This is a genomic window from Novosphingopyxis iocasae, assembly GCF_014334095.1.
GTDB lineage: Bacteria > Pseudomonadota > Alphaproteobacteria > Sphingomonadales > Sphingomonadaceae > Novosphingopyxis > Novosphingopyxis iocasae.
In genome coordinates this window covers 3,103,895-3,124,048 of sequence record NZ_CP060495.1, presented here as the reverse complement: position 1 = coordinate 3,124,048, position 20,154 = coordinate 3,103,895, and the positions used below count along the sequence as shown (strand labels likewise).

Here is a 20,154-nt window from a genome sequence, read left to right as displayed (position 1 = left end):
GCGCTTATGCTGGCCGCCATTCTTGGTCTAGCGACCGCAACGCCCGCCATGGCCGATGCCGGTCCGGGACGCTGCACCGGCAGCTTCGTCAACCCGATCACCGACATCTGCTGGTCGTGCCTGTTCCCGATCTCGATCGGCGGGCTGGACATCTGGCCGTCGAGCCGGCCCGATCCCGACAACCCCGATCTGCCGGTGTGCCTGTGCGGTCTGAGGCCCGGGATCGCGATGGGCTTCTGGGAACCGGTGCGGCTTGCCGATGTCAGCATGAAGCCGTGGTGCTTCGTCAACCTCGGCGGCATCAAACTCGATCCGGGCTTCGATATCGGATTCCGCTCTATCTCGGGTCCATCTGCGGTGGGCGGTGCGAGCCAGTATTATTCGAGCTGGCACGTCCACTGGTATGCCTATCCGCTGATCTACTGGATGGAGATCGTCGCCGATTTCCTCTGCCTGGAATCGGGCTCGATCGACATTCTCTACATCTCCGAGATCGATCCGCTGTGGCAGGATTCCGAGCTCACCGCGATCATCAACCCCGAGGCCGTGCTCTTCGCCAACCCGCTGGCGCTCGCTGCCTGTGCGGCTGACTGCGTCGCCTCGACCGCGAAGCTGCCGATTGACGAGATGTTCTGGTGCGCGGGCTGCCAGGGCTCGATGTACCCGATGAACGGCAATGTCTCGGCCAGCATAGGCCACGTCCAGGCATCGAGGCTGGTGCTCTCGCGCTTTGCCTACAAGCTTCACCGCGAACTCGTCTCGTGGGGGACGATGGGGTCCAGAGGCCTGTGCGGCAAATACCTGATGCCGGTGATGCGCAAGCAGCAATACCGCTTCCAGGCCACCAACCCCAACCAGGCGACCTCGGGCCGTTACGCCTGCCCGCCCATCGGCGCCTCCACCACCTTTCAATCGGCCGGACAGGTCATCCCCGCCATCGGCGAAGACATGGGATACCTCGTTTGGCGCAAGCGGAACTGCTGCGCGCTATGAACAAGCACCTCCTCCTTTTGCCCGTCGGCCTTGCCATCACTCTCGGTGGCCTCGCTCTCGCCCAGAGCGCGCCTGAAGGCATCGACCTCGAAGCGATCCGCGAGCGTGCGGCCGAACATACCGACGATGCGCTGGCGCTCAGCACCAATGTCCGCCAACGCGCCGAGGCGCTGACCGAGGACGCACAGACTATCCAGGCGCAAGCGCAGGCCAATCGCGCAGCCTATGCGGACAGCATCGAGGCAATCGAGACAGACGCCGTCCTCGACTTCGACGCGATGATCGCGGGGCAAGCCGCCGCCGAGAAGGCATCGCTTGGGACAGCCCCCCGCTTCATTGCCTTTGCCAGCCTGTCGATGCCGCCCGAGGCGCTGAAGGCACTGGTCCACGACATGACCAGGGCCGGCGGCGTCACCGTGATGCGCGGCTTCCCGCAAGGAAACAGCGAGGCGTTCAAGAAGCGGCTCGCCGCTATCTGGAGCTCCCGCGACGCGGCCGGTTCACTGGGCATCGATCCAAGGCTGTTTCGCGCCTTCAACATCGAGGCCGCGCCGAGTTTCGTCATGCTGAGCGCCGAGTTCAGTCCCTGCGACGGGTTCGATTGCACCAGCGAGGTGCCGCCGCACGACCGCATCGCCGGCAACATCAGCGTGGGCGAAGTCCTCGAGACCTTTGCCTCGGGCCAGGGTCCGGGCGCCGAGCTTGCCCGCCTCCATCTGCGCCAGCTCACCAGGGAGGAACGGCCATGACCGGCAGAACCCTTGCCCATCTCCTTGCCGCACTCGTCGCCCTCGTAAGCGCGGCTTCCATTGACGCTCAGACCCGCGATGAAGCCCGGGCCGACGGCAAGGACTTTGCCACCGAGCTGCTGGGCGAGGCACGCGATGCCGCAACGACCAATCCTGACGCGGCGCGCGTTCCCAATTTCGATCCGCAGGCGACGCGCGACCTGCAGGATCTTGCGCGCGATCCCGACCAGATCGAGGCCCGTGCCCGCAGCGCCGCCACGACCAGCACGCCGATGCAGTCCATCCGCGACAGCATCGCCAATCGCGCAAGGTTCGAGCCGAACGAGATCGAGGACGTGATTGCCCGCAGCGTCGCGATCAACGAGACGCCGCTCGACTACACCAGCGGCATGGCAATTTCGGGCAGCCAGGGATCGTGCGTTCCGCTGCCGCCTGGTTCGGGGTCGGCGGGCACCTATACCGCGACCTGCAATACGGGCACACGGATCGATCAGTCGGTTGGCCAATGCACGGTCCCGCTCGTCGCAAGGGTCAGCCAGCAACCGCAGTATCATTACCTTTGCAGCCCATTGGGCAGCTTCAACCTGGCAGGTGAGCCGGATTGCGAAGAATTTTCGGGCGCTCTTTGCCGGGTGACCGGACACCGGGACGGTCCTTGCCTGCAGTGGGGTTGGTCCGGCGGTCGCAAGTGGTGCACCGAGCCCGGTGATCCGCTTACCGAGCTGACCTGCGACGAAGAGGTCGCAGGTCAGACGCCCTACCGCATAACCACCGCGACAACTGTCACGTCGACCCCGGACGAAAGCCAGTGCACAGGTCTTGCGGACAATGGCGATTGCACGCTCGACGCCGAGATCTGCACGGATGCCGATCCGCAGACCCGCGTGATCGACGGCGTCTCGGTAACCAAGTCTTGCTGGGAATGGCAACGCAGCTACACCTGCATTGCGCGCGAAGCGGCGACCGACTGCTCCGACATCGAAAGCCAGGGCACCTGCCGCTTTGTTCGCGAGGAATGCCTTACCGACGAAGCCCCCTGCGAGACCTGGGAGCGCATCTACGAGTGCCCGCTTCCCGGCACCGACAGCTCCACCCAGTATGTCTGCGACGGCGATGTCTATTGCATCGACGGCAGCTGCGAAACGATCGAGCGCAGTGCGAACGACGAGTTCAAGGATGCCGTCACCGCGCTCCATGCGATGGACGAGGCCCGCGGCCAGTTTGATCCCGAGACGCTGACGCTGTTCCGCGGCACGCGCAATACCTGCTCCTCCAAGGTCTTCGGCGTGCTCAACTGCTGCAAGGGCAAGGGCTTCCCGCTCATCCCCGGCATCAGCTTGCTGGTCGCGCTCGGCTGCAGCCGCGAGGAAGTGCTGCTCCACGAACGCGATGCGCAAGGGCTGTGCGCTTATGTCGGGACCTATTGTTCGGACAAGTTCCTCGGCGTCTGCCTGACCAAGAAGAAGGTCTACTGCTGCTTTGAGAGCAAGCTTTCGCGGATCCTGCAGGAACAGGGCCGTCGCCAGCTGCCCAAGCCGTGGGACAAGCCCAAGGAAGAACAGTGCGAGGGGTTCACGCTCGACGAGTTCGCCCGGCTCGACCTCAGCCAGATGGAATTCAGCGAGGTCTATGCCGAATTCACCGAGGCTGCACGGCTCCCTGACGAGCTCGAGACCAGCATCCTCATCCAGCAGAAAATCGAAGACTATTACGCAAGGAGTGGCCAATGACGCGCCGCCAATCACTGCCGATGCTGGCCCTCCCAGTATTGGCGATGTGTCTCGCTGCACTGCTTCCCGTTCGGGCAGTTGCCCAGGAAGCGCGCCAGGCAGAGCCAGCTGCCTCGGCAGACAGCCTCTACTGCGAGCAGCGCAGGCTCGGCTACTGGTTCTACTGCGTCAGGCCGGAGCCGAATGCCGAGCCCCGGATGGCGCAGGCACCGGCCCAGGTAACCGCCACGCAGGAGCTCGACGCGGTCACGGGGGAACTGCGCGAACTCAAGGCGCGCGCGATTCTCTATCCGACGCCGGAAAACGTCACCGCTTATATCCGCTTCCAGCGTGCCCAGCTCGACCGGGCTTCGCTGTTCTCCGATGTCTGGCAGCGCGCGATCTGGCAGGATCCCGAGCTCGACTACACGCTCGAACGACCGGTCGGCGCGCTTGCCAAGAAGCAATGGCAGGACGCGCGCGCTGCCGACCGCGACGCGGTGATGGCCAGGCTTTCCGAACGCTATGGCCTGTTCTACTTCTTCGCCCAGACCTGCGGCGCGTGTGAAGTGATGGGCCCGATCGTGCGCTCGGTGGCGGACCGCTGGCATATCACTGTCCGGGCGATCTCGACCGATGGCGGACCGTCCCGGCACTTTCCCGACTACAAGGTCGAAAGCGGCCAGCGGCCGCGCATGGGGCTCGAGCCCGGCATTACCCCGGCACTCGTGCTGTGGGACAGCGTGGCCAGGCGCCCGATCCCGATCGGATACGGCGTGCTCTCGGCCGACGAGCTGCAGGACCGCATCTACCTCCTCACCTCGAAGGAAGCCGGACATGATTACTAGCATCCGCAATGCGGCGCTCACCATAGCTGCCGCCAGCATGGTCGCGTCCCCCGTCGCCGCAAACGTCGGTGATAGCATGGACCGCTTCATGGACGACATGGGCGCGGCGGCCAATGTCACCGGGCCGAGCGCGTTCGAAGGCCAGTCGGCGGGCTATTACAGCCTCGGCAATGTCTGGACGCGCTTCCCGCAAAAGACGACCAACATCGCCAATCTCCAGCTTCCGCGTGCCCGCGCTGGTTGCGGCGGTATCGATATCTTCGCCGGATCCTTCTCTTTCATCAACGCAAGCGAGATGGTCGCGCTCTTGAAGGCCGTCGCCAACAATGCGGTGGGGTTCGCCTTCAGCCTCGCGATCGACACGGTCTGCCCCGAGTGCTCGAAGATCATGCAGGAGTTCAGCCAGAAGGCGCAGCTCATGAACAACCTCTCGATCAACTCCTGCGAGATGGCGCAGGGGCTGGTCGGCGGCGTCTGGCCCAAGGGCGATCTCGCCGACAAGGCGATCTGCGAAGCGATCGGCAATTCCGAAGGCATCTTCACCGACTATGCCGCCGCCAAGCATGGCTGCGGGACGCGCGGCCAACGCGCCTCGACCAACGAGGGTGCCGGCGCCGACTATGCCGACGTCAATCCCGGTGTGCCGCGCAATTACACCTGGCATGTCCTCAAGCAGAGCGCCTTCTTCAACCCCGGCGGTTCCTTCGACCGCGATCTTGCCGAATATGCGATGACACTCATCGGCACGGTGATCTACGTGCCGCCCCGCGACGACGAGCCGGGCAAATTCGTGCCTTTCGCGGGCGATGCCTCTTCGACGCTCGTCACCGCGCTGCTCGACGGGACGCAGGGCCAGTCAGTGCGGGTGTTCCAGTGCGACGAGCCCGACCAGTGCCTCAACCCCACTTTCCAGCAGATGAGCCTCACGAGCGCGAAGGCCATCCGGCCGCGCGTTGCCCGGCTCATCGGCAGCATGGTCGAGGCCATCCGCAGCGACACCGCGATTGGCGACGAGGAGAAGGAATTACTCCAGGTGGCATCGGTACCGCTCTACAAGATCCTCACCGTGCAGGCGGCCTATGGACGCGGGATGGCCACCGACGACCGCGACACGCTGGCCGAGATCGCCAGCATCGATCTCCTCTATGCCATTCTCGAACGCATCACCGCAGAGGCTGGACGCTCGATGGCGAGTTTCATCGCGGCCGATGAAGCCAAGCTTGCGATCTGGCGCGCTCAGGTCGCCGAGGTCCGGTCAAGCCTCGCCCAGCGACAAGCGACCGGACAGGCGCGGGTCTCGGCGATCATGCAGATCATCGAGAAAACCGCGATGATCGAGAACATGCTTGCGGCTTCGATGTCGCCGTCGATGGCCGCCGCGCTCGACTGGTCGCGCGGGATGCAATCCCGTTCCATCGTTCCATAAGGGTCAGGCAGCATGGTCGAGATTTTCACGGTCGGCGGCGGCGAGTACATCGTCAATGTCCTCAACGCCGTTGCCGCCTGGACCGGTGCGGGCGGCTACAAGAGCCTCATCCAGGTCGCACTGGTGATGGGCATGGTGCTCGCGGTCATCGTGGTCGCGTTCAACCAGGACTGGCGCGCATGGCTCAACTGGTTCCTCGGTGCGACGCTCATTTACATGTGCCTGATGGTGCCGCGCATGGACGTCCACGTAACCGACCGGGTCAATCCCAGCCTTGCACCGGCAACGGTGGCCAATGTCCCGCTCGGGCTAGCCCTGATGGCGAGCTTCACCAGCCAAGCGGGAGACTATCTGACCCGCTCTGCCGAACTCGTATTCGGCCTGCCGGACGACCTCAACTACTCGAAGAACGGCATGATCTATGGCGCACGGCTGCTCGAATCGACGCGGAGCTTGCGCATTTCCGATCCTGAGTTTGCTGCGAACTTCGATGAGCATGTCCGGCAATGCGTGTTCTACGATCTGCTGCTCGGCCGCTATTCGATGAAGGAGCTGTCCGAGAGCGATGACATCTGGGCGACGATTGCACCGGGCAGCGCGGCGCGCGCGCAGAAATTCCTGACCCGGCAGGCCGACGACAGCGTGACGGCCTCGATCATCACCTGCCGCGAAGCCTACTCCGCGCTGTCGGGGCAATGGGCGAGCCTCATTGACGAGATGACGCTTGTCGCGGGGCGTCAGCTTTATCCGCGCCAGACCGAAGCGCTCGCCAAGGCCAAGCTCATGGCCGACCTCCCGATTGCCTATCAGTATCTCACCGGCATCTCGCGCAGCGCGAGCGACATTTTCCGCCAGGTGCTGACGATCAATGCCATGAACCAGGCCATGCACGGCTTTGCAGGGGCGAGCGGCACCGGCAGCATCGACGTCTTCGCGCAGACCCGGGCCGATATTCAGACCGAGCGGACCTATTCCTCGATCGCGCATAACGCGATGAAATGGGTCCCGATCCTCAATGTCGTGCTGACTGTGGTGTTCTACGCGCTGTTTCCTGTCCTCTTTCCGCTGTTCCTGATGCCGCGGACCGGACCCATTGCATTGAGAGGTTACGTCACCGGCTTCTTCTACCTTGCGGCGTGGGGACCGCTCTTCGTCATCCTGCACATGATCCTGATGTTCAAGGGTGCGGGCGATGTCGCCGCCGCTGGCGGCAGCACAGGCCTCAGCTTGGCGACCTTTAGCGGTATGAGCGACGTCAACAGCGATATCGGCATCCTGGCGGGCTATCTTGTTGCCTCGATCCCGTTCCTTGCCGGCGGGGTGGCGCGTGGTGCGCTGGCGATCTCGGGCCAGGCAACGAGCTATCTCAACCCGAGTCAGAACGCGGCCGAGGAAGCCTCGCGCGAAGCGAGCACCGGCAATGTCTCGCTTGGCAATTCCAACATCGACAATTCGACGGTGTTTTCCCGCCAGTTTGCGCAGGGCAATCTTGCACCCAACATCGCCTATGGCGCCACGCAGACGCGTGGTTTCAGCGACAGCGGCACGCAGACCACCAGCTTCCCCGATGGCGAGTTCGCTGCTGTCCCGAACTCGAGCTATCCGTTCACGCCGACACTGGGGCAGGACTTCACCGGCCGGCTCGGAACGATGGCAAGCCAGAGCCGGACGCAGAGCGAGACCTATGCCAACCTCGCCCAGCAATCGACGAGCTCTGCGCTCACCCGGTTCAGCGAGATCCGCAATGCCTACAGCCAGGGTCAAAGCTCCGACACGGTCAGCGGCGTCGGCACGAACGACAGCATCGGCACGGCATTCAGCGAAGTCGACAATGCCTCGAGGACGCTTCAGCAGCAGTTCGGCCTGTCCCGGCGCGCGTCCGACGACATTACGATCTCATGGTTCCTCAATGGCGAGGTCAATGGTGGAGCTGGAGCCAATGTTGGCGTGGCGCAAGTGGGCGCCAAGGCAAGAGGCGGCCGCAATCAGTCATGGACGGACAGCGATATCGGGATCGCCTCGGAAGACCGCGGCAGGATCATGGGAACGCTGCGCCAGCTTTCCGACAGTCGCAACTGGTCGAACACGCGTGAAGGTTTCTTGCGCGAGACGAGCTCGAGCTCGGTTTCGCAGGTATCGACCAGCTCGTCGGGTCTCAGCCGATCGCTGACCGAAGCCGAGAGCTATACGCGAGAGGCGCGTCGGGCCGAAGAGATGGCCAGCCGCCTCGAGAACCAGGCCAGCTGGTACGAGGCCAACAGCGCCGCAGGCACGCTGAACTTGAGCCAGGCCTATCGCGAATGGGGCATGGCCGAGATCGAAGCCAATCGCGACTACTACGGGCCGGTGCGCTTCGATGACATCGAGTTCCAGATGAGCGCGCGGGGTCAGCAGCTGCAATCACGGTTTGTCGATAGCTATGCTGATCGGCTTCAGGACAACATCGAAGCCGACCTTTCGCTGCCCGACTTCGTTCCGGTCAGCCGCCCCGGAATCGGAAGTGCTGGGCAGGTACGCGCAAGAGGAGCCGTGAGCTCTTCGGGTGGTCCCTCAATGCCCGATGCTCCGGATCGGTCTGGCATCACGGATGAAGTCGAGCGGGTGCGTCGGCAAGGTCGCGGGCGGATCGGATCAGTGAGAGGCTACTTGGATGGCCAAACAGAAGGCGCCACAGGCGCGAGCGAGGAGGCGGCAGATGCAATAAAGGAGTGGCGGCGCCCTTAAAGGATCACATCGTTGACGATTACGAACGCAACAAAAGCAGCCAGCGCCACGAGGATTGCGATGAGCTTGATCCTGCCCCAGGGGTCGGCCCAAGCCTTCCTCCAAGAGTATGACGTTAGGCGATTTTCGGAGATGGCACGGTCGATCTCTCGTAGGCCCTTCCAGTCCGTCTGGTCGTTTTGCTCCTTCTCGTCATCCATTTCCATCACTCCGACCTACATAAAGTCGCAAATTTGATGCATTATCGGTGATAAGCCAATTTACGTCTCGATATTGACACATTAAGAGCCTTCATGTAAAGACGCAAAATCGCTACACAAAGCTCCATATCGGAGATAATGTCTCGATAATGCCACATTATGATTCACCAGACCTGCGCCCTCTATCGGTACTGCGATCCGACCTCGGGAAGCAGATCGAAGCATATCGCATATCACGCAACCTCAAGCAGGCCGAGCTTGCGGAAATGGCAGGTATCTCGCGTTCAACGCTCGCCCGCCTGGAAGCCGGTAATGGCGGGACCATCGATAGCCTCGCCAGGATAATGCGTGCGCTCGAAATTGAAGACCGCCTGCTGGATGTCATGCCGGATGCCAAGCTGAGCCCGCTCGATCCCCGGTCCGACACCGGCAAAGCGCGGCAAAGGGTGCGCAAGTCTTCTGAAGGTGAGGCTGGCGAGGAATGGAGCTGGGGTGACGAGGCCCCATGACGCGTGCCGTAGTCAATCTCTGGGGTCGTCAGATCGGCGCCGTCCTGTGGGATGAGGATCGCGATGTCGGGGTCTTCGAATACACTCCGGAATTCAGTCGCAGCGGCATAGAAGTCGCCCCACTCACAATGCCCCTACGAAGCGGCGTCTACGACTTTCCCGCGCTGAATTACGAGACCTTCAAGGGGCTTCCGGGCATGCTGGCCGACAGCCTGCCCGACAAGTTTGGCAACGCCCTCATCAATCGTTGGCTTGCCGAGCAGGGCCGCACAGCCGACAGCTTCGATCCGGTCGAGCGCCTTTGTTACACCGGCCGCAGAGGCATGGGCGCGCTCGAATTCGAGCCCGCTACCGGTGAGCGCCGTGAACAGGGCCGGCCGGTCGATATCGCTCCGCTTGTCGAGCTCGCCAACAGGGTCATTGCCGCGCGTGAAGAACTGGCCGGTGTGCTCAAGGGTGAAGATGATCATCGCGCACTTCAAGAGATCTTGCGCGTCGGCACCTCTGCTGGTGGCGCCCGGGCCAAGGCCGTCCTCGCCTGGAATGAGGAGACCGGAGAATTCCATTCAGGGCAGCTGACTGCAGGGCCCGGCTACACGCAATGGCTGGTCAAGTTCGACGGCGTGTCGGGCAATGCCGACAAGGAACTTGCCGATCCGATGGGCTTCGGCCGGCTTGAGTACGCCTGCTATCTGCTAGCCCGAGAGGCTGGCATCGACATGGCTCGCTCTCGTCTGCACGAAGAAGGTGGGCGGGCGCATTTCATGACCCAGCGCTTCGATCGCACGCCTGACGGTAAGAAGCTCCACATGCAGTCGCTTTGCGCGATGCGCCATTTCGATTTCAACCTCGCTCGCGCATACAGCTACGAGCAGGCGATTGAGACCATCCGCATGCTCGGCCTCGGACGCGAAGCGATCAAGGAGCAGGTGCGCCGCGCGCTGCTCAATGTCTTCATTCGCAATCAGGACGACCACACCAAGAACATCGCTTTCCTGATGGATAGCGCGGGTCGCTGGAGCCTCTCGCCCGCATTCGATGTCGTCTACGCCTACAATCCTGACGGCGACTGGACCAACGAACACCAGATGTCACTAGCCGGGAAGACCGATGGCTTCGAGCTCGAGGACCTACTGACTTTCGGAAAATTCGCAGACCTAAAAACAGGCGAGATCAAAGCCATGATCGAAGAGATCAAAGAGGCCATCGGCAACTGGGAGAGGCACTGCGATGTAGCGGGAGTGCCGAATGAAATTGCGCAAAGGGCGATGTGCGGCTTTCGTTCAAGCATTCGATAGCAGGACCAAATTTCATGGAAATCGTTGAAACGAAATCGACTTCGGCCAACTGTGCAGGCAGAAGAATACGATGAAACAGCATCGTCAGATCAATCTTCCGGAAGTCGCAAGACTGCAAGAAGCCTTTCTGGCATTGCGCCCTTTGGTGCGCGGCGGGCTGCCTCGTGCTCCGAAGCAGACTTACCACCTCAAAAACCTTGAGAGTGCATTTGGGGAACTCCGAACCGGCCTTTCTCAAGCGAGAGACGAGGGTGGACTTGTCAATCCATGGTCGATTGCAGGACTCAAGCGCGACGAAGTCAGAAATGCTGCTGCTCTCGCTGGAATATGGCTTCCTGAGTTTGGCGGGGCCGCTTCAAGGCGCTTCTTGGCAAATGTTCTGAATGCCGCATTGCCAAGCGAAGAATGGAGCGAGGAGCTCGCTGAGGGCTACCGGATTGAAACCGAATTCAGCCCGATCGGAGATATCTCTGATCGAGTGGACCTTGTCATCGAGTCCCAGAATCATCTCGTCGGGATCGAGGTGAAGATCGACGCAACGCTCGGTCACCAGCAGCTTGAGAGATATTCGGCATCCATGGACCGCCGGGCGTCAATCACAGGCAAACAGTCGCACGTTTTCCTCCTTGCCCCGTTCGCAAGCCCGAACTCACAGACACCTTCCATAACCTGGAGGGAGATTTCGCGCTCCGCGAGAGCCTCAGTCGAAGGTAGGCTGCGACACCGCTCATTCGCAGAGCATCTCATCGTCAGTTTTGGCGATCACGTGCACGCCTTCTAGGATCTGAAGATCATGAGCGAAACTTCTGTCGGTAAATTGATCGTTCGGCACATTGAGGAGTTGGAATCAGCTCTCCGCTTCGTAAGAGGGGCGATGAGCCAGTCGCTCGGCAACGCCGTCGCCGATCTAATAGATGATCGCAGGCGAGCCCTAGATTGGGATGGCGAGGTCAATCGTAACCTCAACGAAGGAATTTGGTTTGCGCCGAGCGAATGGCGAACTGCGAATGACGATGAGGAAAATTACGATCTTTACGTCGAATTCGAGGAAACAGATTGTCTCGATGGGGAGGAAGCGGAGACTTGGATTGGTGCCTTCTGCGGCTTTGCTGGAGCAGGAGTTCGTCTCCGCCTAAAAACCAACGCACTTGGTCAGCGTGACTGGAAAACGCTGCTTCGTACGGAAACCAAAGTCATTGACCAGCTCGTTGAAGGCGGTTTTTTATGCGACCCAAAGAAGGGCGAACTTGCAGCTCTCATTTCGATTGAGAGAGACAAGCTAGCAGAAGCATTTGCTGAGGAGGATTTCGACGAAGCTTTGCAGCCCGTTGGCTGGGCATTCGATAGAATAGCCAATCAGCGGTCGACCTTCGATGAGCTCGTCGACGCAATCAGAAAAGTGCGCTGACACGGGCACCCTCATTGTTTCCGTCAACGGTAGCGAAGCTATCTCCAGCTCGCAGCAAGCAGCTCGGCCTGTTCAATGACGGTTTTCACAGCGTCATCCTGCAAGTCCGGGGGATATCCATACTTGCGCAGGATGCGCTTCACGAGAACGCGCATCCGAGCACGAGCTGATTCTCGCCGCGCCCAGTCCACGGTTGCATTCGAGCGAAGGCTCCGCACCAATTCGGCGGCTATAACTTTGAGGCTGTCATTACCCATGACATCAACGGCACTTTCGTTGTCCGCCAACGCCTCGTAGAAGGCCATTTCTTCTTGGCTAAGGCCATCTGCGTTGCCTTGCTCCATTTTCTCACGAATGTCCTTCGCGAGCTCAATGAGAGCTTGGATCACTTCCACAGTGCTGATTGCATTCGTGTGATAGCGGGCAATCGCATCATTCAAACGCTCTGAATATTTGCGGCTTTCGACCGCATGGGTTTTCGAGCGGGAACGGATTTTGTCGGCGAGGAGCTTCTTCAAGGCTTCAAGGGCAAGGTTTGGGCGCTCACTGTCCTTCATTTCTGCCAGGAACTCATCCGACAGAATCGAGATGTCCGGAGTTTCCATGCCGGCAGCCTTCAGGATGTCCACAATGTCCGTGGACACCACGGAACGATCGATCAGCTGCTGGACAGCGAACTCTCGCTCGCGCTTGGAGAGTCCACTGGTGGCGCTCTTGACCAGCGCGGCTCTGACTGTCTGATAAAATGCCACCTGGTCGCGAATGGATTTTGCTTCATCGCTTGCAGAAGCCAAAGCGAACGCTTTGCTTAAGCTCAGAACTGCGTCCTGATAGCGGCGATATGCAGCCTTTTTCGCATCTTCGCTCATTTGACGTTGAGCGTCTTCGTGCTGCCGGGCAAGAATCCACTCGATGGCCTGCGCCAGACACTTCAAGCGTTGTGCTGGTGTGCCGGCGATACCCGGACTGCAGTCAAAACCTTCGAACATCGCTTGCACGACATCGAACTTCTCGAGCATCACTCGAACCGCGAGTTTTTCGTCGATACCGGTCTGTTCGCGATCCGAGGGCGAGTAGACGCCGAGCGCCGCTTTCAAATTCTGAGCGATGCCGATGTAGTCAACAACGAGCCCCGCTTCCTTGTCGCGGAACACCCGGTTGACCCTAGCAATGGCCTGCATGAGGCCATGTCCCTGCATTGGCTTGTCAATATACATCGTGTGCATCGACGGAGCATCAAAACCGGTCAGCCACATATCTCGAACGATCACCAGTTTGAGCGGATCGTCGGGCGCTTTTGCTCTTTTGGCCAGCTCATCGCGCCTTGCTTTGCCGCCGATGTGAACTTGCCATTCCTGGGGATCTGATGCGCTCCCGGTCATAACGACCTTGACCACCCCTTCCTTGTCATCGTCGGAATGCCATTCGGGTCGGAGCGCAACAATTTCATCGTAGAGAGCGACACAGATGCGCCTGCTCATGCAAACCGCCATCGCCTTACCGTCAAGAGCTTCGAGACGCCTCTCAAGGTGCTCGACCAGATCAGCTGCAATCATCTTGAGGCGTTCTTTCGAACCAACCAAGCGCTCGACGGCAGCCCAGCGTGCCTTCAGCTTCTCTTGGCTGGCGGTGTCCTCGTCCTCGGTGAGCTCCTCGATTTCCTCGTCGAGCTGAGGAATTAAGTCTTCGGGCAGTTCGATACGAGCAAGCCGGCTCTCGTAGTAGATTGGGACCGTCGCACCATCCTCGACCGCCTGGCTGATATCATAGATGTCGACATAGCCGCCAAACACAGCGGGAGTGTTCACGTCGTTCTGCTCAATCGGCGTTCCGGTAAAGCCGATGAAGGACGCGTTTGGCAGAGCATCCCTAAGGTACTTTGCATGACCGTAACTGCGCTCACCTGATTTCTTGTCAATGCGAGCCTTGAAGCCATACTGAGAGCGATGCGCCTCATCGGCAATCACGATCACATTTTGCCGATCGCTGATTGCCGGAAGCTCGTCACCCTCGGCGGGCGCAAACTTCTGAATGGTCGTGAAGATCACACCGCCCGAAGCTCGGTCGAGTTTCTCGCGCAAGTCGTCTCGGCTGTCAGCCTGGATCGGTGCTTGCCGAATGAGATCGCGACACATTGAGAATGTCGAGAAGAGCTGATCGTCGAGATCGTTCCGGTCCGTAATGACCACGATAGTCGGATTCTCAAGCGCAGGCTCTCGGACCAATAGTCCAGCGTAAAATGCCATAAGCAGGCTCTTGCCTGAGCCTTGCGTATGCCAAATAACACCGATGCGCCTATCGCCGTCCCTTGCTTGGGGTGCATCGTCCAAGCGATAGTCGGATTGCTCAGCCAGCTTGTGCCGTTCGCCGGTCGTCGTGGCGTAGGGTAGCGCCCGAAGTGTAGCGTCCAGCGCATTCTGTGCCGCAAAATACTGATGATAGCCTGCGACGATTTTCACAATCCCGGAGCCTGTTTCTCCAAAAACGGTAAAATCATGAACCAGCTGCAAAAGTGCGCGGCGGCAGAACACACCTTTGAGGACGGTTTCAAGCTGCGGATCACTGGTCGGAGCGAGAGTTTCGCCGCCTGTCGAGCGCCACGGCATGAACCGTTCTTCGTCTGCGGTCAGAGATCCTACACGCGCCTTGATGCCGTCAGAGGTGACGAGCAGCGCATTGGTGCGAAACAGTGATGGGATTTGCGACTTATAGGTCTGAAGTTGGTTGAATGCGCCATGCAGGGTTGCGTTCTCATCGCCGGGATTCTTCAATTCGATCACGCCTAGTGGCAGGCCATTGACGAACAACACAACGTCAGGTCGACGGGTATGACCGTCCTCGATGACGGTAAACTGATTGACTGCGAGCCAATCGTTCTCTCCGTCAAAGTCTTCAAACGAAAGGAGCCTAACCCTGTCGCCCCGGACACCCTCGCCATCATGGAATTCGACAGGCACGCCTTCGACGAGCAAACGATGGAGACGCCGGTTCTCCTCAACGAGTGACGGCGTTTCGCTCGCCAGGACACGGCGTAGAGCCTCGTCGCGTGCATCAGACGGCAAAGCCGGATTGAGGCGATCAATCGTCTCGCGCAACCGATCGACCAGGATTGTGTCACCAAACGACGGCCGGATCGGCTTGGCACTGTCAGGCGCTACTTCGATTCCGTAGGCAATTTGCCAGCCGATCTCGCCTAGCCATTCGAGCGCGGCTTCCTCGACATGAGATTCGGCAAGCTTGCCCATCAACCGAGCCTCTCGAAACCTTCGCGAACGATCTGCGCCATGCGCTTGCGCCGCTCACCAAGGAACTCGTCATAGGGCATGGCCTGCCATTCGTCGGGCAATGCATGCAGACGGTGCATCGTCTGCCAATCATTATCGCTAAACCGTGTCTGCAATTCCGGAACGTAGTCCGACGGCGCCTTATCGCTGATGTCGATGTTATCCGGCCATTCCACCAAGGCGTAATTAGCCATTTGATTTCGCGACCGTTGGTCTTCGACCCCTTGCTTCTCCAACCACGCTTTCGGGAAGAGATGGTGGCGTTCGAGCGCTTTCTTGGTCGCTTTCACCGTCGGATCGAGCATGTCTGCCACGGTCTTATGCGAGAACAGCACGGGTGCACCCAGCCTGTTCTGGGCAGCGAAGAACGCAAACAGTTGCGGGTTACGCGCCGAGGAATTGTCAAACTCGGAAGGCAGAGTAATCTGCCAATAATCATTTGTCAGTTCACTCGTAATCTCTCCATCCAACCAGCTCATAAAGGCGTCGCCCTTGCTAATCTCACGAATGCGCGCAAGGTCACCGTCCATGACGGTCTCCGGGGAGCTAGTGTAGCGCCCGGTCAAGGATGCAAAGAAGAACCACCGGCCAATAGCCTTCTGCAGTTGATGTTCGGCTAGTCCGAAACGCACCTTGCCGATGAGGTAGAAGGCATAGCCAAACAGGAGCGCGTTGACCGACGAAACAAGCTCTCCGCTGCGGAAACCCGCTCCCACTAGCGCTTTGAAATACTGGTGCCAGTTGTTGAGGTTCAAGACGTGGGCCTGTGCTTCGGCAAGCACATCGAACTGGTCCTGCCTGCGCTGGGGATCGTATTCGCCGGTGTCCGGATCCTTGCCGCGAAGGACCTGATAGACGCTCTTCAAGCGACCGCGGTTGAATGCGAGAGCCACGGCAACACGCAGAAGTTGGTCGGGGTCTGGCTCGAGAAAATGATTGAACGGTGACGTGTCCGAACCTTTTGCAGGCACGCGAGCTTGCCGGCAGAATGTCTCAAGGTCGGCACGCCCTTTATCCCAGAATACTGAAAGCAAAGTAAGAATGAAATCTGCCTGGTTGAGCTTCACACCCTCGCTGTTGATCCGGACGAAGATGTCAGCGACCTGCTCTTCATCTACCGACTGAGCGATTTCGAGGGCAGTGAATGGATACTTCTGCAGATCGAACAGCCGATCGAGGTTGTGAGCGATATGCTCTTCTTCCTCGTCGCTGAGTTCGGATTTCTCGGCGAGCTTGTCGATGAAACTGTTCACCAGCTTCCGGCTTGAAGCCCCCGACGACCACAACTCGGAGATATTGGGTATCCACTCTGCATCGCGGCGAATGGCAGCGTCGGCAACCTCAAATTTTCCGTCGCGGGGCCGGAATGCGATCTCGATCTGACGGAAGGCATAATTCTCGTCCAGAACCTTCTGCCCTCGAAAAACAGCGTAGAGAGAGGTAAGTCGCTGCTGGCCATCAACAATAAGACGTGCAGGCGCCTCGCGCTGCTTGTCGTCCATGCCGATCTGCTTGGCACCATTGATTGCGGTATTCTCCCAAAACAGCAGATATCCCACAGGAAAGCCGCGATACATTGAATCGAACAGATCGCGGACCTTTGCGTTCTTCCAGACGAACGGACGCTGGATATCCGGCAAGCCGATATCGCCGACGTCGATGAAGTGCAGCAGGCTGGAAAGGTCGTAGTCGACGCGTTTGAAACAGGTCTTTAATTCACTCACGCGCACCCCCCACTACGTAGTCAATAGTTTGCGAACTTGCTCAAATCGCGATCAATCGCAATACTTGGCAAGGATTTACGGACGGCCGTTGCTATGTCGCCCGGATCATTTGCGCCGTCGGCAAGCGCAATTTCCAGCAACTGGCGTTCGGACTTATCGAGTTGGTCGATGTGCCGCGCTATCATCGGATCGACGGTTTGGTCGAATGCCGCTTCCAGCATCGGATGCGGGCCTTCCTGCACCTCTCGGCAATACTCGTCCCAGACGGACTTGAACCGGTAGTCGCCTCCAAAAACGCCGCTTGCGGGCATACGCTGCATAGCGTGGATCACTTTGCGCGCCAGAGCATGGATGCGGGCATCGGAGAACCGCCACGCTGCTTTCCAAAGTGCCGAGTCCAGATCGTCGCTCATGCAGCGGAAAGCTCTTCACTCGCCACATCGCCGACGCGGATTTCGCCGGACATCAGCTTGGGCAGGAGCACGTCGCGGGTTTGGGCTAGCGTGCGGCTCTCCAGTTCGTTCGCGACAATCTTCTCGAAGAACGGTTTTACCATGCTGTCGAATTGCCGGTGCACGTGCTCATCAGCGACGATGACCGGCAACGGGCGGAAGTTCTTCTTACTGATTTCCTGAAATGTAGAGCCGTTTGCGTTTTGAAGGATCAAGTCCATATTCTGCTTCGCCCATAGGAAAGCGAAGAAATTCGAAATGCGTCCTCCGCATAGCATTGCAATATAGCCTTGGTTGACCGCTAGCGGGATCTCGCTGATGGCCAGATACCCAACAGGCGCGCGGGACGATAAAAGCACCGTTCCTCTTGGCAGCAGGCCAGAACTGATCTTGGCAAGACCTGTTGATGTGATGCGGCGGGAAGTTTCGAGCAGAATTGGCGAATTCAGGCCGGAAAGGTCTTTCGGCGTTGTCCAAGCGATGTCGCCATCCCAAAACTCAGTGTTTTTCGTGCTCGGCGTGGAGCCGCCCACCGCATCCACCTCGGTGCCAATTGTCGAGTAGGTCCACCCCTCCGGCACGCCGTCGTCGTCGAGGCGGTTAGGGAAGAGGGACCAGAGGTCCGGCGCGAGATAGGGGGCGTCGCCAGTCATCTTGGCCTTAACCGGGCCGAAATCGACGAACCAGTCGCGGAACAACGCCTGAGCCTGCGCCTCCAGCGTTTCGTTCATTCGCCGGTTCAACTCGATCTTGTCGTCGAGGGCGGAGAGCAATTCAGCAATCGCCTCTTGATCGCGCCTTGGAGGGATCGGCAATCCAAAATTCGGGACATCGGCACAGCGCAGGCTATCGAACACTGCGCCAACATTGAGAAATTTCGCTATCTGCTCCCACCATGGCGGACTTGATGCCAGCCAGCGAAGAAATGCGGGGACGACGCGTTCGCCACTCGCGCGCAATAATACGAGGTTCTGACCCAGCGCAAACGGAGTGCTATCGCGGACAGGCGCGATTACACCGGGGTTTGTTCGCCGAGAAAGCACGATGTCGTGCATCTGCGGCTTTGCTTTGACCGTCCATTTGGCGAAATCAGCATCGGATATTTTCCGAGCATCGTCAAAGTCCAACCGGCCATCCTTCATCTGGGGGATCCCGATGTAGGGATAGCCACTTTCGACGGCAGCAGGTGTAGCATGAACGCAATCTATCAGCGTGACCCCTGCCTCTCGGAGGGTCAAAATTTCCCAGTCCGCCATCAGTGTGAGACCGAGGCTAGCTTGGTTCGGATAAGGTCTGTCAGCCGATCCGCTTCATCAAACTGCCCCTCGAGTGTCGCCTGCAACTCCGCGAACTTCTCAGCGAACGGCACCCCGTCATCCTCGACATCTTCCGCGCCGACATAGCGTCCCGGCGTTAGCACATAGCCGTGCTTCGCTACCACTTCGTGGCTTGCCGAAAAGGCAAAGCCTGGCACGTCCTCGTAATCCTTACCTTCACGCCACGCATGATAGGTATCGGTGATCCGCGCAATATCCTCGTCCGAGAACTCGCGCCTTGTGCGATCGACCAAGTGCCCGAGTTTGCGGGCGTCGATGAACAGTATTTCTCCACGCCGATCGCGCAACTTGGTATCGCCGATCAGCCCGTTCGACTTGTCCTTGGCCAGGAACCACAGGCACACCGGTATCTGCGTCGAATAGAATAGTTGGCCCGGCATAGCGATCATGCAGTCGATCACGTCTCCTTCGATCATGGCTTTTCGAATTTCGCCTTCACCGCTTTGCGTGGACGACATGGAGCCGTTGGCGAGCACCACGCCCGCCGTGCCTGCCGGCGCAAGGTGATGAAGGATGTGCTGCAGCCAGGCATAATTCGCATTGCCAGCAGGCGGTGTGCCGAATTTCCAGCGAACATCTTCCTTCAGCCGGTTGCCTCCCCAATCCGACACATTGAATGGCGGATTGGCGAGGATATAATCGACCCGCAGATCGGGCAGTTCGTCGCGGTGAAAGCTGCCATCGCTGTTCCACCGAATGTCGGCGTCGATTCCGCGTACGGCCAAATTCATCATACACAGCCGCCAGGTCGTATGGTTTGATTCCTGACCGTAAACGGCGATGTCTCCGATGCGCCCGCCGTGGTTCTCGACGAACTTTTCGGACTGCACGAACATGCCACCCGACCCACAACAGGGATCGTAGACCCGTCCATCGTGCGGCTGCAGCATCTCGACCATCGTGCGCACAACCGAGCGCGGCGTGTAGAACTCACCGCCACGCTTGCCCTCAGCGCCGGCAAATTCGCCAAGGAAGTATTCGTAGACACGTCCGAGGATATCTCGGCTCTGACCATCGTCAGATTTGAAGCCAATCCCCGAGATGAGATCGATGAGCTCTCCGAGCATTACCGGATTGAGAGCGGGACGCGCATAATCTTTCGGCAAGACCCCTTTGAGCGAGGGGTTGACCTTCTCGATTTCGAGCATGGCCTCATCAATGAGTTTGCCTATCGTCGGCTGCTTGGCGTTGGCTTGCAGGTGGCTCCAGCGTGCCGGCTTGGGTACCCAGAACACATTGTCGGCGCGGTATTCGTCTTCGTCCTCGACGCCTTCAGGATAGTCCTTTTCGAGCTCAGAGCGCTTCGCCATGAAGCCATCAGAGATATGCTTCAGGAAGATGAGCCCCAGAACGACGTGCTTGTAGTCGGAAGGCTCCATGTTGGCGCGGATCTTGTCCGCAGCTTTGAATAGCTCGGCCTCGAAACCCAGATCGCCACCCTTTGCACTGGCCTTCGTTTTTTTGGTGCCGCCCTTACTCATTTCCGATCATCC

Annotated in this window: 16 protein-coding genes; 10 read left to right on the top strand and 6 right to left on the bottom strand. The window is 59.5% G+C overall.

Translation table 11 applies throughout. From position 1 onward, the window contains the following. Positions 1-6: 6 nt before the first annotated feature. Genes traU through H7X45_RS14830 form a run of 6 tightly spaced genes read left to right on the top strand, consistent with a single transcriptional unit; the run spans position 7 to position 8,449 of the window. Positions 7-993, top strand: coding sequence for a conjugal transfer pilus assembly protein TraU (traU, locus tag H7X45_RS14855; protein WP_425498177.1), 987 nt, complete (start codon positions 7-9; stop codon positions 991-993). Next, positions 990-1,742 carry a type-F conjugative transfer system pilin assembly protein TrbC gene (trbC, locus tag H7X45_RS14850; RefSeq protein WP_187335514.1) on the top strand — a complete coding sequence of 251 codons (753 nt, stop codon included), beginning with the start codon at positions 990-992 and terminating at the stop codon, positions 1,740-1,742. Before traU ends, trbC begins: the two co-directional genes overlap by 4 nt. After that, complete coding sequence (locus tag H7X45_RS14845; RefSeq protein ID WP_187335513.1) at positions 1,739-3,472, top strand: conjugal transfer protein TraN; 1,734 nt, start codon at positions 1,739-1,741, stop codon at positions 3,470-3,472. The genes trbC and H7X45_RS14845 overlap by 4 nt, the downstream gene beginning before the upstream one ends. Then, positions 3,469-4,299 (top strand): conjugal transfer protein TraF, encoded by an 831-nt coding sequence (locus H7X45_RS14840; protein ID WP_246449490.1) that lies wholly within the window; start codon positions 3,469-3,471, stop codon positions 4,297-4,299. The genes H7X45_RS14845 and H7X45_RS14840 overlap by 4 nt, the downstream gene beginning before the upstream one ends. Beyond that, on the top strand, positions 4,289-5,725 hold the full coding sequence (locus tag H7X45_RS14835; RefSeq protein ID WP_187335512.1) for a conjugal transfer protein TraH: 1,437 nt from the start codon (positions 4,289-4,291) through the stop codon (positions 5,723-5,725). Before H7X45_RS14840 ends, H7X45_RS14835 begins: the two co-directional genes overlap by 11 nt. A gap of 12 nt (positions 5,726-5,737) precedes the next feature. Continuing rightward, positions 5,738-8,449: a conjugal transfer protein TraG N-terminal domain-containing protein gene (locus tag H7X45_RS14830; RefSeq protein WP_187335511.1), complete on the top strand. Its 2,712-nt coding sequence runs from the start codon at positions 5,738-5,740 to the stop codon at positions 8,447-8,449. Here H7X45_RS14830 and H7X45_RS14825 read toward each other — a convergent pair. Beyond that, positions 8,446-8,649 (bottom strand): hypothetical protein, encoded by a 204-nt coding sequence (locus H7X45_RS14825; RefSeq protein ID WP_246449488.1) that lies wholly within the window; start codon positions 8,647-8,649, stop codon positions 8,446-8,448. The genes H7X45_RS14830 and H7X45_RS14825 overlap by 4 nt on opposite strands. Positions 8,650-8,798: 149 nt before the next feature. Here H7X45_RS14825 and H7X45_RS14820 point away from each other — a divergent pair, with 149 nt between their 5' ends. From H7X45_RS14820 to H7X45_RS14805, 4 genes are all read left to right on the top strand, one after another. Continuing rightward, positions 8,799-9,158, top strand: coding sequence for a helix-turn-helix domain-containing protein (locus H7X45_RS14820; RefSeq protein WP_187335509.1), 360 nt, complete (start codon positions 8,799-8,801; stop codon positions 9,156-9,158). Beyond that, positions 9,155-10,456, top strand: a complete 1,302-nt coding sequence (locus tag H7X45_RS14815; protein ID WP_187335508.1) for a type II toxin-antitoxin system HipA family toxin — start codon at positions 9,155-9,157, stop codon at positions 10,454-10,456. The genes H7X45_RS14820 and H7X45_RS14815 overlap by 4 nt, the downstream gene beginning before the upstream one ends. 70 nt (positions 10,457-10,526) lie before the next feature. Then, positions 10,527-11,237 (top strand): PD-(D/E)XK nuclease family protein, encoded by a 711-nt coding sequence (locus H7X45_RS14810; protein WP_187335507.1) that lies wholly within the window; start codon positions 10,527-10,529, stop codon positions 11,235-11,237. Positions 11,238-11,249: 12 nt separating this feature from the next. Continuing rightward, positions 11,250-11,864, top strand: a complete 615-nt coding sequence (locus tag H7X45_RS14805; RefSeq protein ID WP_187335506.1) for a hypothetical protein — start codon at positions 11,250-11,252, stop codon at positions 11,862-11,864. Positions 11,865-11,902: 38 nt separating this feature from the next. Here the strand turns inward: H7X45_RS14805 and H7X45_RS14800 are convergent, their stop codons facing one another. Genes H7X45_RS14800 through H7X45_RS14780 form a run of 5 tightly spaced genes read right to left on the bottom strand, consistent with a single transcriptional unit; the run spans position 11,903 to position 20,142 of the window. After that, positions 11,903-15,109: a type I restriction endonuclease subunit R gene (locus H7X45_RS14800; RefSeq protein WP_187335505.1), complete on the bottom strand. Its 3,207-nt coding sequence runs from the start codon at positions 15,107-15,109 to the stop codon at positions 11,903-11,905. Further along, a complete protein-coding gene (locus tag H7X45_RS14795) occupies positions 15,109-16,872 on the bottom strand; it encodes a GmrSD restriction endonuclease domain-containing protein (protein WP_187335504.1) in 1,764 nt (587 codons plus the stop codon). Before H7X45_RS14795 ends, H7X45_RS14800 begins: the two co-directional genes overlap by 1 nt. Positions 16,873-16,892: 20 nt before the next feature. Next, entirely contained in the window at positions 16,893-17,285 is a 393-nt protein-coding gene (locus tag H7X45_RS14790) for a hypothetical protein (protein WP_187335503.1), read from the bottom strand. Further along, positions 17,282-18,580 carry a restriction endonuclease subunit S gene (locus H7X45_RS14785; protein ID WP_187335502.1) on the bottom strand — a complete coding sequence of 433 codons (1,299 nt, stop codon included), beginning with the start codon at positions 18,578-18,580 and terminating at the stop codon, positions 17,282-17,284. Before H7X45_RS14785 ends, H7X45_RS14790 begins: the two co-directional genes overlap by 4 nt. Next, complete coding sequence (locus tag H7X45_RS14780; RefSeq protein ID WP_187335501.1) at positions 18,580-20,142, bottom strand: class I SAM-dependent DNA methyltransferase; 1,563 nt, start codon at positions 20,140-20,142, stop codon at positions 18,580-18,582. Before H7X45_RS14780 ends, H7X45_RS14785 begins: the two co-directional genes overlap by 1 nt. Positions 20,143-20,154: the final 12 nt, after the last annotated feature.

Bases quoted from the DNA above. Each gene is read 5' to 3' on its own strand.
- traU (WP_425498177.1), top strand. From the start codon at position 7: ATGCTGGCCGCCATTCTTGGTCTAGCGACCGCAACGCCCGCCATGGCC.
- trbC (WP_187335514.1), top strand. From the start codon at position 990: ATGAACAAGCACCTCCTCCTTTTGCCCGTCGGCCTTGCCATCACTCTC.
- H7X45_RS14845 (WP_187335513.1), top strand. From the start codon at position 1,739: ATGACCGGCAGAACCCTTGCCCATCTCCTTGCCGCACTCGTCGCCCTC.
- H7X45_RS14840 (WP_246449490.1), top strand. From the start codon at position 3,469: ATGACGCGCCGCCAATCACTGCCGATGCTGGCCCTCCCAGTATTGGCG.
- H7X45_RS14835 (WP_187335512.1), top strand. From the start codon at position 4,289: ATGATTACTAGCATCCGCAATGCGGCGCTCACCATAGCTGCCGCCAGC.
- H7X45_RS14830 (WP_187335511.1), top strand. From the start codon at position 5,738: ATGGTCGAGATTTTCACGGTCGGCGGCGGCGAGTACATCGTCAATGTC.
- H7X45_RS14825 (WP_246449488.1), bottom strand. From the start codon at position 8,649: ATGGATGACGAGAAGGAGCAAAACGACCAGACGGACTGGAAGGGCCTA.
- H7X45_RS14820 (WP_187335509.1), top strand. From the start codon at position 8,799: ATGCCACATTATGATTCACCAGACCTGCGCCCTCTATCGGTACTGCGA.
- H7X45_RS14815 (WP_187335508.1), top strand. From the start codon at position 9,155: ATGACGCGTGCCGTAGTCAATCTCTGGGGTCGTCAGATCGGCGCCGTC.
- H7X45_RS14810 (WP_187335507.1), top strand. From the start codon at position 10,527: ATGAAACAGCATCGTCAGATCAATCTTCCGGAAGTCGCAAGACTGCAA.
- H7X45_RS14805 (WP_187335506.1), top strand. From the start codon at position 11,250: ATGAGCGAAACTTCTGTCGGTAAATTGATCGTTCGGCACATTGAGGAG.
- H7X45_RS14800 (WP_187335505.1), bottom strand. From the start codon at position 15,109: ATGGGCAAGCTTGCCGAATCTCATGTCGAGGAAGCCGCGCTCGAATGG.
- H7X45_RS14790 (WP_187335503.1), bottom strand. From the start codon at position 17,285: ATGAGCGACGATCTGGACTCGGCACTTTGGAAAGCAGCGTGGCGGTTC.
- H7X45_RS14785 (WP_187335502.1), bottom strand. From the start codon at position 18,580: ATGGCGGACTGGGAAATTTTGACCCTCCGAGAGGCAGGGGTCACGCTG.
- H7X45_RS14780 (WP_187335501.1), bottom strand. From the start codon at position 20,142: ATGAGTAAGGGCGGCACCAAAAAAACGAAGGCCAGTGCAAAGGGTGGC.